The sequence below is a fragment of the Tardiphaga sp. 215_C5_N2_1 genome (genome assembly GCF_052076055.1).
In the GTDB taxonomy this organism is placed as follows: domain Bacteria; phylum Pseudomonadota; class Alphaproteobacteria; order Rhizobiales; family Xanthobacteraceae; genus Tardiphaga; species Tardiphaga robiniae.
This window is the reverse complement of record NZ_CP197240.1, coordinates 2,440,327-2,452,918: the sequence shown is the minus strand read 5'-3', so window position 1 is coordinate 2,452,918 and position 12,592 is coordinate 2,440,327. Positions and strand designations below refer to the sequence as shown.

At 62.3% G+C, this 12,592-nt stretch carries 14 protein-coding genes; 3 read left to right on the top strand and 11 right to left on the bottom strand.

Features of this window, described 5'->3' with window-relative positions; all coding sequences use genetic code 11:
- Positions 1-11: 11 nt before the first annotated feature.
- The 5 genes from AB7828_RS11760 to AB7828_RS11740 all read right to left on the bottom strand — a co-directional run bounded on the left by AB7828_RS11760 (position 12) and on the right by AB7828_RS11740 (position 2,190).
- The gene (locus AB7828_RS11760; protein ID WP_068735728.1) at positions 12-239 is read right to left on the bottom strand and encodes a hypothetical protein; all 228 of its coding nucleotides are present in this window, start codon (positions 237-239) and stop codon (positions 12-14) included.
- Between the two features lie 164 nt (positions 240-403).
- Positions 404-703, bottom strand: coding sequence for a hypothetical protein (locus AB7828_RS11755; RefSeq protein WP_441230220.1), 300 nt, complete (start codon positions 701-703; stop codon positions 404-406).
- A gap of 73 nt (positions 704-776) precedes the next feature.
- On the bottom strand, positions 777-1,190 hold the full coding sequence (locus AB7828_RS11750; RefSeq protein WP_441230219.1) for a hypothetical protein: 414 nt from the start codon (positions 1,188-1,190) through the stop codon (positions 777-779).
- Between the two features lie 138 nt (positions 1,191-1,328).
- Entirely contained in the window at positions 1,329-1,520 is a 192-nt protein-coding gene (locus AB7828_RS11745; protein ID WP_089265139.1) for a hypothetical protein, read from the bottom strand.
- A gap of 262 nt (positions 1,521-1,782) precedes the next feature.
- On the bottom strand, positions 1,783-2,190 hold the full coding sequence (locus AB7828_RS11740; RefSeq protein ID WP_441230218.1) for an ester cyclase: 408 nt from the start codon (positions 2,188-2,190) through the stop codon (positions 1,783-1,785).
- 205 nt (positions 2,191-2,395) lie between these two features.
- Here AB7828_RS11740 and recA point away from each other — a divergent pair, with 205 nt between their 5' ends.
- Complete coding sequence (recA, locus tag AB7828_RS11735) at positions 2,396-3,499, top strand: recombinase RecA (RefSeq protein WP_089265133.1); 1,104 nt, start codon at positions 2,396-2,398, stop codon at positions 3,497-3,499.
- 182 nt (positions 3,500-3,681) lie between these two features.
- Here recA and AB7828_RS11730 read toward each other — a convergent pair whose 3' ends face one another.
- From AB7828_RS11730 to AB7828_RS11710, 5 genes are all read right to left on the bottom strand, one after another.
- Positions 3,682-4,695 carry an ABC transporter ATP-binding protein gene (locus AB7828_RS11730; RefSeq protein WP_089265132.1) on the bottom strand — a complete coding sequence of 338 codons (1,014 nt, stop codon included), beginning with the start codon at positions 4,693-4,695 and terminating at the stop codon, positions 3,682-3,684.
- Positions 4,692-5,681: an ABC transporter ATP-binding protein gene (locus tag AB7828_RS11725; RefSeq protein WP_441230217.1), complete on the bottom strand. Its 990-nt coding sequence runs from the start codon at positions 5,679-5,681 to the stop codon at positions 4,692-4,694. Before AB7828_RS11725 ends, AB7828_RS11730 begins: the two co-directional genes overlap by 4 nt.
- 25 nt (positions 5,682-5,706) lie before the next feature.
- The gene (locus AB7828_RS11720; protein ID WP_441230216.1) at positions 5,707-6,645 is read right to left on the bottom strand and encodes an ABC transporter permease; all 939 of its coding nucleotides are present in this window, start codon (positions 6,643-6,645) and stop codon (positions 5,707-5,709) included.
- A 255-nt stretch (positions 6,646-6,900) separates the two neighbouring features.
- Positions 6,901-7,881, bottom strand: a complete 981-nt coding sequence (locus tag AB7828_RS11715) for an ABC transporter permease (protein WP_175366524.1) — start codon at positions 7,879-7,881, stop codon at positions 6,901-6,903.
- A gap of 181 nt (positions 7,882-8,062) precedes the next feature.
- On the bottom strand, positions 8,063-9,670 hold the full coding sequence (locus tag AB7828_RS11710) for an ABC transporter substrate-binding protein (protein WP_439059269.1): 1,608 nt from the start codon (positions 9,668-9,670) through the stop codon (positions 8,063-8,065).
- Between the two features lie 253 nt (positions 9,671-9,923).
- On the opposite strand from AB7828_RS11710, the gene AB7828_RS11705 reads away from it, so the two are divergent.
- Entirely contained in the window at positions 9,924-11,177 is a 1,254-nt protein-coding gene (locus tag AB7828_RS11705; RefSeq protein ID WP_441230215.1) for an NAD(P)/FAD-dependent oxidoreductase, read from the top strand.
- Positions 11,178-11,293: 116 nt separating this feature from the next.
- The gene (locus tag AB7828_RS11700) at positions 11,294-11,548 is read left to right on the top strand and encodes a DUF6489 family protein (RefSeq protein WP_089265127.1); all 255 of its coding nucleotides are present in this window, start codon (positions 11,294-11,296) and stop codon (positions 11,546-11,548) included.
- An 8-nt stretch (positions 11,549-11,556) separates the two neighbouring features.
- On the opposite strand, the gene AB7828_RS11695 is transcribed toward AB7828_RS11700, so the two are convergent.
- Positions 11,557-12,534, bottom strand: a complete 978-nt coding sequence (locus AB7828_RS11695; protein ID WP_231079954.1) for an alpha/beta hydrolase — start codon at positions 12,532-12,534, stop codon at positions 11,557-11,559.
- Between the last annotated feature and the right edge of the window lie 58 nt (positions 12,535-12,592).

Genomic DNA, 12,592 nt, shown 5'->3' with positions numbered 1-12,592 from the left:
GCCGGGCGACTCTAGGCTGGCTCGTCCAGATCGTAGAAATGGGCGAGCCCCCGGCAGATCTCCATCAACCGGTCGCGAAAAGGGGTCTGGGCCGGATCCGAGTAGCTGACGATGACGCGCCAGCTGTCATCCAGCGAATAGATGATCACGCTCATGTTCTTGGGCCATGGCCCGGCGATGGCGGCGGCTTCTCGAATGATCTTCTGAAGTTCGGCGGCGGTTTTCTTTGGCTTGGGCATCCACGCTCCCTGGCTAGAAGCGTTCTAAAGTGGTGGCAGGGAACTGTCCAGAGTGTGCCGGGCTCGCAGTTTGTGTGATCCGACTTGCCTGTCTTGGGGTGACCCGGGCGTCCGGCCGGTTCAGCCGCTGCACTGACCAAAAGAGGCCGCGCCCCGAGGCGGCCTTACCTTGGCAACGTCCCCAGATCGCCCGATGAAGGCCTGCCCAAGGCAACGAATGCTGCGACCGCCAGAAGGCAGATAGGCACAATCAGACCGAGCAGGTATCCGGCAAGACCGTGCCGAATGTAGATGCCCCAATAGTTCACGAGGCCGGGGTAACTGGGGTCGGTGTTCGTATAGAAGACGACAAATTTTGCGGCGTTGGATATGTGCCCATGTGACCACACGAGAAATGTAAATGCCAGCACGGTTGCGATCACGCAGAGTGCAGCTACCACGACCATGCGCTGATTTCTGTTCATCGGATTTTACTCGCTGGCTTCACCCCCTGTTGTGCAGGAAAGCTGCACGAAGGTTCAAAGAAGGGGACTCGCCTCATGCACCGCTATGGGGTGCTTCGCTGCGCGTCACGAACCAGCCTGGGATCTGCAGCGTGATCCATGATCCGAGCACCGTGAGGATCGCCATGCCCGCGAGCGAGATATAGAGCAGAGGATGTTGCGAGGATACGAGCGACCCGTTGAGGTGCAGGTGCGGGCGGATCATGTCCATGACTCCGCCGACCAGGCTCGCCGCCACGAAGCCGCCGATGACCGACGCGACAATGCTCGCGATCCATCCGAGCGGGCCGCGCTTCTTTGTCCAGGCCTCGTGAATTCCCACCGCCAGCATGGCGATAAACATGATCAGCATGATGATCATCGGGCCACCCACGCTCGACCTGGGCATCGCGCCGCTGAGTTCGACGAGCAACAGGGCGGCGACGGAGAGCAGTGCGATCGTCTTCACGGCGTGTGACCTTCCCATGTCGGATTGAACGCATGAGCGATGCGGACATCCTGTTGTGCGGGAAACGCGCAGGAAGGTTCAAAAGTGGCTCGATGAGGCAAATAGGGCGGCTGCCGTTTTCGAACCAGGCCACTGAGGCTAGCGAAAGAGTTGCATGACCATTTGAGGGGAAGCCGCAGCAAGCGTGCCGAAACAGAATCCAACGAAGCCAAGGGCGATGGCACCAATCCACCCATGATGCTCCCACCCGTACAGAGCGCCGATTGTCGTACCCAACGTAACCGCAGAGATTGCCCAGATGAAGTGAATGATGGTCGTGAGCTTCTTCATCAATCCGGCACTCGATGCAAAAGGGGCCACTTCAGGTGATGACTACCTGACCAGATTCCGTCCGCTCGGGATGCAGCGAAACGTCTGCTTCGTCCCGGATGTCCGGCTCGGTGAGCGAATTGGCCCAGCGCCAGACCATGCCGTCAGGCTACGCGACATACGCGCAGCCTGTAGGCAAATCACGGGCCTTTGGGAATCGATTACTCCGAAGCCTGCACTTTTCAAGAAGTCGTAGCGGGTTAAGAAAGAGGCCGCCCTTTTCTTATGCTCGACGGACGGTCCAGCGCTCTTGTGGCTCATCGGCCCATGTGGTGCCCAAGGCCAGCAGCGTGATCCATGTTTCGGCAAGTTTGCCGTCCTCGATCCGATAGCTCTGCATCCCCGCCCGGCTGCGCTGCTTACCACTCGCCGGATCGGGCCAGACGAACGCAAATCGAAACCATGCGCGGTCATCCGTGAAGGAATGGTCGTAGACTACGACGCGCGTCCCGGGCCGCTCTTTGTGCACCGTCATTAATTCAGTCGCATAGGCGTCCTGAGTGACGGTTCGGTCACCTTTTTCGTCATGCCGGATGTAATGCGATCCCACGCAGTTCGGAATTAAATCGTACTGGCACTCATGCCAAACCTTCTCCCAACGGTCGAATAGATCGCGCACCGTATCGGACATCGAACACTCCAAGAATCAAAGTAGGCCAGCGCCGTTCTCAAAGTAGGCCACTGCGGTCGGAAACAGGCCAGTACCCAAATTCCCAAAAGAACATATTGCGAACATAGAACAGATGGGGTACATTGTTCTCAACCCGAACAGCGCCGCCATCCTCTGGCGCTTGTCGTTTGTCCTGTCGCGAATCCCTTCATAAGGAGCTAGATCAATGGCTACCACTCCGACTGCCCTGCGTATCGTTGAAGGATCCTCCATGGACAAGACCAAGGCCCTGTCGGCCGCGCTCTCCCAGATCGAGCGCCAGTTCGGCAAGGGCTCGGTGATGAAGCTCGGCAAGAACGATCGGTCGATGGATATCGAGGTGATCTCGTCGGGTTCGCTCGGCCTCGATATCGCGCTCGGCGTTGGCGGGCTGCCCAAGGGCCGCGTGATCGAGATTTACGGACCGGAATCCTCGGGCAAGACGACTTTGGCGCTGCATTGCGCCGCGGAAGCCCAGAAGAAGGGCGGCATCTGCGCCTTCATCGACGCCGAACACGCGCTCGACCCGGTCTATGCCCGCAAGCTGGGCGTCAATGTCGATGAGCTCCTGATCTCGCAGCCGGATCACGGCGAACAGGCGCTGGAAATCGCCGACACGCTGGTGCGCTCCGGTGCGGTGGACGTGCTGATCATCGACTCCGTGGCAGCGCTGGTGCCGCGCGCCGAACTCGAAGGCGAAATGGGCGACGCGCTGCCCGGCCTGCAGGCCCGTCTGATGAGCCAAGCGCTGCGCAAGCTGACTGCCTCGATCAACAAATCCAATACGATGGTGATCTTCATCAACCAGATCCGCATGAAGATCGGTGTGATGTATGGCTCGCCGGAAACCACTACCGGCGGTAATGCGCTGAAATTCTACGCCTCGGTCCGTCTCGACATCCGCCGCATCGGCGCGATCAAGGAGCGCGACGAAGTGGTCGGCAATTCGACCCGCGTCAAGGTCGTGAAAAACAAGCTGGCACCGCCCTTCAAGCAGGTCGAATTCGACATCATGTATGGCGAAGGCGTCTCCAAGATGGGCGAGATCCTCGATCTCGGCGTGAAAGCGGGAATCGTCGAGAAGTCCGGCGCCTGGTTCTCCTATGACAGCCAGCGTCTCGGCCAGGGCCGTGAGAATTCCAAGGCCTTCCTGAAGGCCAATCCGGACATGACCGCCAAGATCGAAGCCTCGATCCGGCAGAATTCCGGCCTGATCGCCGAACAGATTCTCGCCGGTCCCATCGAGCGCGACGAAGACGGTGGTGACGGCGAGGAGCCGGCAGAAGATTGATCGGATCGGGTCCGGAGACGCACTGACGTTCATGCGCAGTGATCTTGCCGGGCCGATCTTGCAGCCGAGATTTTCGGCTGAATGATTTCGCGGTGGGTGCTGTGGGGGTCTGTTGCCGATACCCTGCGGTGCCTGCCGCGTTGTCGTTTCAGGGCATGTTGATCTGAGCGCGCTGATCGCAACTATCGCCGCGCGGCGGGAACGGCCTCGGCCGGCGGTGCGATCAGTTTGTTGACCGCATGACAGGCGACGCCGTCGACCAGATCCGGCACCACCTTGCGACAGAGATCGAACACTTCCGGGCAGCGCGGATGAAACGTGCAGCCGGAGGGCGGATCGATCGGATTGGGAATCTCGCCGGAGACCGCGATGCGTGCGCGGCCTGACATGGCCAGATCCGGCACTGCGCCCAGCAGCATGCGCGTATAGGGCATGCGCGGCGCGCGGAAGAGTTCGCGCCCTTCCGCGATCTCCACGATGCGGCCGAGATACATCACGCCGATCCGGTCAGCCATATGCCTGACCACAGCAAGGTTGTGGCTGATGAACAGATAGGTCAGGCCGAATTTGTCCTGCAGTTCGCGCATCAGGTTGAGAATCTGCGCCTGCACCGAGACATCCAGCGCCGAGGTCGGCTCGTCGCAGACGATGAACTCGGCCTCCGATGCGAGTGCGCGGGCAATCGCGATACGCTGGCGCTGGCCGCCGGAGAACTGATGCGGGTATTTCTGCCCGTCATCGGGATGCAGGCCCACCAGCGTCAGCAATTCGCCGACCCGCGCGCGAATGTCGCGCTCGCCCTGAATGAGATCGAAGGCGCGGATTGGTTCGGCGATGATGGCATCGACGCGCAGCCGCGGATTGAGGCTGGCATAGGGATCCTGGAAAATCATCTGGATGCGCTTGCGCAGTAGCTTGCGCGCGCCGGCCTGTGCGGGATCGCTCATCGAGACGCCGTCGATGATCACGTCGCCGGATGTCGGCGGCAGCAGCCCGACCACCATCCGCGCCACCGTGCTCTTGCCCGAGCCGGATTCGCCGACCAGCGCAAAGGTCTCGCCGCGCCTGATCTCGAACGAGACGCCGTCGACGGCCTTCAGAAACTCCATCGGACTGCGCTCGATGACGCGGTTGAGCCACGGCTTCGAGACGTCGAATGCGCGTTTGAGATTGCGGGCCTGCACCAGCGCCGTCATGCCGCGCTCTCCGCATGGGCATGATCATAGAGATGACAGGCGACCTGTTGCGCGCCGACAGCGATCGGCTCCGGCCGCTCGATACGGCAGCGGTCGAACGCGAAACTGCAGCGCGGATTGAACGCGCAGCCCTGCGGAATGGCCGACAGCCGCGGCATGCTTCCCGGAATCTGCACCAGCCGCTGCGACGCGTCGCCCGTCAGCGTCGGGATCGCGCCCATCAATCCCTTGGCATAGGGGTGCAGCGGGTTTTGCACCACGTCGCGCACCGGTCCGATCTCGGCGATGCGCCCGGAATACATCACGGCGACGCGATCGGACGTCTCGGCGATCACACCCATATCGTGGGTGACCAGCATCACCGCCGTGCCGTGGTCGCGGCCGAGCCGCTTGATCAGCGCGATGATCTGCGCCTGCACGGAGACATCGAGCGCGGTAGTCGGTTCGTCGGCGATGATCAGTTCGGGCTCGGCCGCGATCGCCAGCGCGATCACCACACGCTGCCGCATGCCGCCGGAGAATTCATGCGGATAGGCATCGACGCGCTTGTCAGGGGCGGGAATGCCGACCTCGGCGAGCAGATCCACCGCGCGCTTGCGTGCCTGCGTCTCGTTCATGTTGAGATGGGTACGGATGGTCTCCACCAGCTGGTCGCCAATGCGATACAGCGGATTGAGGCTGGTCAGCGGATCCTGAAAGATCATCGCGATGCGCTTGCCGCGAATCCGGCGCATCTGCTCCGGCGGCAGATTGTCGATGCGCAATCCGGACAGCAGGATCTCGCCGCCCGCGATCCGTCCGGGCGGATCGATCAGGCCGATGGCCGCAAGTCCCGTCACCGATTTGCCGGCGCCGGATTCGCCGACCACGCCCAGCACCTCGCCCTTGGCGATGTCGAAGGACACGCCGTCGATGGCACGCAGCGCGCCGCGCCGGCTGGCGAATTCAACGCACAAGTTGCGCACGGAGAGGACGGGCACGCTCATGTCGGGCACTGCTTGAGGTGAGACATCATTGCAGCTTCGGGTTCAGCGCATCGCGCAGCCAGTCGCCGAGCAGATTGATCGACAGGATCAGCGAGGCCAGTGCGAGCCCGGGAAAGGCGATGACCCACCACTCGCCGGAGAACAGATAGTTGTTGCCGATGCGGATCAGCGTGCCCAGCGACGGCATCGTGTCGGGCATGCCGGAGCCGAGAAACGACAGCGTTGCCTCGGTGATGATGGCGAGCGCCAGATTGATGGTGGCGATCACCAGGATCGGTCCCATGGTGTTCGGCAGCACATGGCGGATCATGATCACGCGGGCGGGCAGGCCGATCAGCTGCGCCGCAGCGACATAGTCCTTGTTCTTCTCCACCATCACCGAGCCACGCACGGTGCGGGCATATTGCACCCAGAAGCTCAGCCCGATGGCCACCACCAGCACGATCAGCGTGGTCGAGGCATCGAGATGATTGCCGAGCGCCGACTTCACCACGCCGTCGATCAAGAGCGCGATCAGGATCGCTGGAAAAGTGAGCTGCACATCGGCGATGCGCATGATCAGGCTGTCGACGGCGCCGCCGACATAGCCAGCGATCAGGCCGAGCCCGATGCCGAGCACCGCCGCAAAACTGACGCCGAGCACGCCGACCACCAGCGAGATCCGCATGCCGTAGAGGATTGCCGAATAGATATCGCGACCCTGTTCGTCGGTGCCGAGCAGGAACGGCCTCTGGCCCTCCGCCGTCCAGAGCGGCGCGATGCGGGAGTTGATCAGTTCGAGCTGCGCCGGATCGAACGGATTCTGCACCACCAGAACAGGCGCGAACAGCGCCATCATCAGCAGCACAAACACGATCGCAGCCGCCACCATTGTGAGCTTCGAGCGGCGGAACGAATAGAAGATGTCGCTGTCGATGGCGCGAGCGAGGAGGGACGGTGTGCGGGGGACGGGCGCGTCGGTCATCGTGTGCTCCGCACGTTCGCGCTCCGCTGGAGTGCACTAGGCTTACAGTTGTCATCCCCGCGAAGGCGGGGATCCATAATCACCGAGCTCGCGGTGAGGTGCCGTGGGTGAAGCCGCGTTTTAACTACGCGCACGGCGGTTATGGGTCCCCGCCCCGCGTGCGCCGGAGGCGCACTAGGCGGGGACGACAGTCTGAGAGTGCTTGCAGGAACACGGGCGGTAAGGTGGCGAAGGTCTGGATTCATCATCACCCCCTCATGCCGGCCGGTTGATCGTCGCGCGCAGGCGCGGATCGACGACGGTGTAGAGGATGTCCACAATCAGGTTGATGGTGACGAAGATCAGCGACACCACCAGGAGATAGGCCGCCATGATCGGGATATCGACATTCTGCACGGCCTGCACGAATAGCAGCCCCATGCCCGGCCACTGGAACACGGTCTCGGTGATGATGGCGAAGGCGATGACCGAGCCGAATTGCAGCCCGGCCACGGTGATGACCGGCACCAGCGTGTTCTTGAGCGCATGACCGAAATGGATCGCCCGCGTGGTCAGCCCGCGGGCGCGTGCGAAGCGGATATAGTCGGTGCGCAGCACTTCCAGCATCTCGGCGCGGACGAGGCGCATGATCAGCGTCATCTGGAACAGGCCGAGCGTGACCGATGGCATGATCAGCGCCTTCAGGCCGGAGATTGTCAGCAAGCCGGTGGTCCACCAGCCGAATTTCACGACGTCGCCGCGCCCGAAGGAGGGCAGCCAGCCCAGAGTGACCGCGAACAGATAGATCAGCAGAATGCCGATCAGGAAGGTCGGCAGCGAGATGCCGATCAGCGATACCGCCTGCAACACCTTGGCGAAGAACGAATCCTTCCGCAGCGCCGAATAGATGCCCATCAGAATGCCGAACACCATGGCGATCACGGTGGCGCAGGTGGCGAGCTCCAGCGTCGCCGGCATGCGCTCCTTCAGCAGCGCGGAGACCGGCTGACGAAACTGGTAGGAGACGCCGAACTTGAACTGCACGGCATTGATGAAGTAGCGCGCGAATTGCACCGGGACGGGGTCGTCGAGGCCGAGCGACGCGCGCACCTCGGCGCGCTGCGCCGGCGTGGTGTCGATGGCCACCATCTGGTTCACGGGGTCGCCGGCGAAGCGGAACATGGTGAAGGCGATGATGCCGACGGCGATCATCACACCAATGGACTGCAAGGCGCGGCGCAGGATGAAAGCGAGCATGGGCTATTTCGCTTTCTGTTATTGAAACATCTGGGACCTCATGGTGAGGAGGCGCTTCTTCAGCGCCGTCTCGAACCATGAGATAATGCAGGCCACTATCCTTCGAGACGCGGCGAAGGCGCCGCTCCTCAGGATGAGGACTGAGATCGGGGCGACCTGGCCTTCCACGCGGATGCCAAACCTATTCCGACTTCACCGCCCAGTATGGCAGCACCTGGTTGTCGGGGCGCTGCACGATCTTCACCTTCTTGGAGACGCCCCAGGCCAGCGCCTGCTGATGCAGCGGGATATAGGCCCAGTCCTTGGCGGCGATCTCATAGGCCTGTTTGATGAGCTGGTCGCGCTTGGCGGTGTCGGTCTCCTGCAGCACCTGATCCGTGAGGGCGTCGAACTGCTTGTTGCAATAGCCGCCGAGATTGGTGGCGCCGCGCGGGCTCGCGGGATCGTCGCGGCAGCCCATGATGTCATGCATCACATTGTGCGAATCCTGCGTGCCCGGTGTCCAGCCCAGCAGATAGAATGAGGTGTTGAAGCCGCCGGTCTTGAAGACCTTGGCAAAATACAGCGCCTTCGGCTGCGCGTTCAGGATCACCTTGACTCCGATGCGCGCGAGCATGCCGACCACGGCCTGGCAGATCGCGGCGTCGTTGACATAGCGATCATTCGGGCAATCCATGCCGACTTCGAATCCGTCGGGATAGCCGGCATCGGCCAGCAGTTTCTTGGCGCCGTCGGCGTCATACTTCGGCCGCGTGAAGTCGCCGGAGAGCTTGAACAGCGGCGGCGCGATCATCAAGGCGGATGGTGTCGACAGTCCGCGCATGACGCGGCTCTTGATCAGTTCGATGTCGATGGCCTTGTAGAAGGCCTCGCGGACGCGGATGTCCTTGAACGGATTCTTGCCCTTGATGTTCGAGAACAGCAGCTCGTCGCGAATCTGGTCCATGCCGAGGAAGATGGTGCGCAGCTCCGGCCCGGCCATCACGGCGGCGTTGGCTGATCCATTGACGCGGGCGATGTCCTGCACCGGCACCGGCTCGATGATGTCGACTTCGCCGGACAGCAGCGCCGCGACGCGGGTGGCATCGGAGGCGATCGGGGTGAAGATGATCTCCTTGAGATTATGCTCGGGCTTGCCCCACCAGTTCGGATTGACCTTGAAGACGGTCTTCACGCCCGGCTGATGGCTTTCGATGGTGAAAGGGCCCGTGCCATTCGCATTCAACGACGCGAAGCTTGGCGACGTCGCCGCGGCAGGCGTCGGCGCGTTGGCATTGTTCGCCTCCGCCCATTTCTTGTCCATGATGTACCAGACGTCCCATTGCGACGTCAGGATGGGATTGGGCTTGGTCAGCACGAAATCGACGGTGTAGTCGTCGATCTTGAGCACCTTGGCATCGGCCGGAATGACCGTCGTGAAGTCGGAGCCCTTGGCGCGCACGCGGTCAGCGGAGAACACGACATCATCGGCGGTGAAGGGATCGCCATTGTGGAATTTGACACCCTTGCGCAGATGGAAGCGCCAGCGCGTCGGCTCCGGTGTTTCCCAGCTCTCGGCGAGCGCCGGGATGATCTGCAGATCCTTGCCGCGTCCAACGAGGCCTTCATAGACCTGGCCGTGATGGGCGATCGTCGTGGTCTCGCGCAGCGTATAGGGATCGAGTGATTTCAGGTCGCCCTGATTGGCATAGCGCAGCGTTTGTGCGGAAGCGGGCAGCGTGGGGGCAGAAAATGTGGCGAAGGCAATCAGCGATGCAGCGGCGGCAATCAACGTCTGACGGATCGACATACTGAGCTTCTCCATTGCATTGCCGCGATTGCATCACCACGCGGCCGCCCGACAGTTGAGCGAGTGTCACATTGTTGGCGGAGATTGCTGGCTGCGCAAGCAGCATTTGTCAGCTATGCGCTGCACAATGAAGTGGCTGGCGCAATCCTTGCTAGGATTGGATATAAGCAATTCTACGCATTGCGTGCGTGCATCATTCGGTCACGACACAGCGCTAACAGAACCGCCAGAACGGCAAGATTTCGGAGCAGGAATGGCGGAACTCAAGGCTGATGTGCTTGTGCTCGGCGCAGGTATGGTCGGTGTGTCGGCGGCGCTGCATCTGCAGGCGCGCGGCCGCAACGTGGTGCTGGTCGACCGGCATGAGAAGGCCGGCGAGGAGACGAGCTATGGCAATGCCGGGCTGATCCAGTGCTGTTCGATTTTTCCCTATATGCTGCCGCGCGACCTCACCAAGCTGTTTAAATATGCGCTGAACCGCGCGCCGGAGGTGCACTATCATCTCAACGCGCTGCCCGGCATGCTACCATGGATCGTCAGATATTTCCTGAACTCGTCGCCTGAGGGAGCACTCCGCAGTGCGATGGCGGCGCTGCCGCTGATCCAGCGTAGCCTGACCGAGCACGAGGCGCTGATCGCGGAGGCCGGCGTGCCGGAGCTTCTGCGCCGGATGGGATGGATCAACGCGTTTCGCTCCGAGGCGAGTCTCGCGAAGGGGATCGCGGATCTCGAGCGCCATCGCGCCTATGGCGTGCCGGGCGACGTTCTGGACGCCGCCGCCATTGCGGAGCAGGAGCCGAACCTGTCCACCGATTTTGCCGGTGCCATTCACTGGACGTCGCCGGGCTTCGTGCCAGATCCTGGCGGTCTCGCCAAAGCCTATGCCGCGCTGTTCATCCGCAAGGGCGGGCGTTTTATCGCTGCCGATGCGCGTACGCTGGAGCAGAGCGACGGCAAATGGCGCGTGGCCGGGCCGAACGGGGCGCTGGTCGCGCGCGATGTGGTGGTCGCGCTCGGGCCATGGTCGGATCAGGTGTTTCGGCCGCTCGGCTACAACATCCCGCTCAAGAGCAAGCGCGGCTATCACATCCATCTGGCGCCATCCGGCAATGCGGTGCTGCGCCATCCGGTTCTCGATGCCGATCGCGGCTATCTGCTGGCACCGATGAATCGCGGCATCCGGCTGACCACCGGCGCCGAATTCGCGCTCCGCGATGCGCCGCCGACGCCGGCGCAGATCGAGCGGGCGCTGCCGATCGCACGGCAGACCTTTCCGCTCGGTAATCCGGTCGAGGCGAAGCCCTGGATGGGCGTGCGGCCATGCCTGCCGGACATGCTGCCGGTGATCGGCAAGGCGCTACGCCACAAGGGCCTGTGGTTCGATTTCGGCCACCAGCATCATGGCTTCACGCTGGGGCCGGTGACCGGCCGTCTGATCGCGGACATGGTGATGGGCGTCACGCCGTTCACCGATCCCAAGGCCTTCGCGGCCGAACGCTTCGGCTGACATCTCGCAACTGCAATGTAAATGTCACATCGCTTGCATCGGGTAGGCGTCAGCGGTGATACTGCCGCTGCGCCGCCATGTTCGCGTGAGCGGCCGGTTTGCGTCAGGAGCTGATAATGAAAGTGATCGTCACCGTGGACTGTACGCCGCTTGAGGCGCGCGAATTCCTGGGGCTGCCTGATGTGCAGCCGATGCAGTCGGCGATGATGGATCAGATGCAGAAAAAGATGATGGACAACATCGACAAGTTCTCGCCGGAGTCGATCATGCAGAGCTGGTTCTCGTTCGATCCGAAGATGGGCGAGCGCTTCCAGGAGATGTTCGCCAATATGGCCGGCCTCGGCGCTGCACGGCCGAAGGACAAGAAGTAGGCGCGCGCTCAGCCCGCGCGGCGCGCATTGACCTGCAGCGACTGCTGCAGTTTCGCCCCATGCGCATGCCGGGAGATGGCGTCGATCACCAGGGACCACATCGAGATCGGCAGAGCGTGGCCCATCCGGTCGACCATCATCAGCTTTGCGCCGGGAATCGACGCCGCCGTGTCGCGGCCGGCGGCCGGATGCACCAGAGGATCGATCTTGCCGTGGATCACCAGCGTCGGCGCGGTGACTGTGGCGAGTCTTTCTTTACGGCTGCCCGAAGCGAGAATGGCGCGGAGTTGCCGGCCGACGCCGGCCGGGCTCAGGCCGCGCGCATAGGTCCGTTCGGCGCGGTCAAGATCCCTGGCTTCGTCGTCGGGGAAGCTGCCAACGCGCAGGAACAGCCAGGTCTGCTTGAAGCGTTCAAGGAACGCCTCATAGCCGGTCGGCTGCGGCTTGAGCAGCAGCAGTGACACCGCGCGGCTCGGCTGCGGCAGGCGCGGATTGCCGGTGGTCGACATGATCGAGGTCAGCGAGCGCAGGCGCTCCGGATAAGTGATCGCCATTTCCTGCGCGATCATACCGCCCATCGATGCGCCGACCACATGCGCGGAGCGGATGCGCAGCACGTCGAGCAGCGCCACCACGTCGGTCGCCATGTCGCTCAGCTTGTAGGGGGCGGAGACGGGCGTACCGAGAAAACGCAGCTTGGCCAGTTCGTACAGAGTGAACGGCTTGCCGCCGGCCATCTTGGAGGACAGGCCGATGTCGCGGTTATCGAAGCGGATCACCCGAAAGCCATTGCTAGCCAATTCGCGGCAGAAGTCGTCGTCCCAGTGGATCATCTGGGCGCCGAGACCCATGATCATCACCATCGGTTCCGCGTCCGAATAGCCGAAGATGTCGTAACAGATATCGATGCCGTTCGCGCGCGCCAGCTGTGGCGGCTCGTACGGGACATCAATCGGTTCGGGAGATCGGGCGGAACGTGGGCTCATGTCAAACATATGACACGGAAAGTCCCTGCGAAAAAGTGACAACCGCGTCATGCGCCAA

Excerpts from the sequence above, each read along its gene's own strand:
- AB7828_RS11760 (WP_068735728.1), bottom strand. The coding sequence starts at position 239 with ATGCCCAAGCCAAAGAAAACCGCCGCCGAACTTCAGAAGATCATTCGA.
- AB7828_RS11755 (WP_441230220.1), bottom strand. The coding sequence starts at position 703 with ATGAACAGAAATCAGCGCATGGTCGTGGTAGCTGCACTCTGCGTGATC.
- AB7828_RS11745 (WP_089265139.1), bottom strand. The coding sequence starts at position 1,520 with ATGAAGAAGCTCACGACCATCATTCACTTCATCTGGGCAATCTCTGCG.
- AB7828_RS11740 (WP_441230218.1), bottom strand. The coding sequence starts at position 2,190 with ATGTCCGATACGGTGCGCGATCTATTCGACCGTTGGGAGAAGGTTTGG.
- recA (WP_089265133.1), top strand. The coding sequence starts at position 2,396 with ATGGCTACCACTCCGACTGCCCTGCGTATCGTTGAAGGATCCTCCATG.
- AB7828_RS11730 (WP_089265132.1), bottom strand. The coding sequence starts at position 4,695 with ATGACGGCGCTGGTGCAGGCCCGCAATCTCAAACGCGCATTCGACGTC.
- AB7828_RS11725 (WP_441230217.1), bottom strand. The coding sequence starts at position 5,681 with ATGAGCGTGCCCGTCCTCTCCGTGCGCAACTTGTGCGTTGAATTCGCC.
- AB7828_RS11720 (WP_441230216.1), bottom strand. The coding sequence starts at position 6,645 with ATGACCGACGCGCCCGTCCCCCGCACACCGTCCCTCCTCGCTCGCGCC.
- AB7828_RS11715 (WP_175366524.1), bottom strand. The coding sequence starts at position 7,881 with ATGCTCGCTTTCATCCTGCGCCGCGCCTTGCAGTCCATTGGTGTGATG.
- AB7828_RS11710 (WP_439059269.1), bottom strand. The coding sequence starts at position 9,670 with ATGTCGATCCGTCAGACGTTGATTGCCGCCGCTGCATCGCTGATTGCC.
- AB7828_RS11705 (WP_441230215.1), top strand. The coding sequence starts at position 9,924 with ATGGCGGAACTCAAGGCTGATGTGCTTGTGCTCGGCGCAGGTATGGTC.
- AB7828_RS11700 (WP_089265127.1), top strand. The coding sequence starts at position 11,294 with ATGAAAGTGATCGTCACCGTGGACTGTACGCCGCTTGAGGCGCGCGAA.
- AB7828_RS11695 (WP_231079954.1), bottom strand. The coding sequence starts at position 12,534 with ATGAGCCCACGTTCCGCCCGATCTCCCGAACCGATTGATGTCCCGTAC.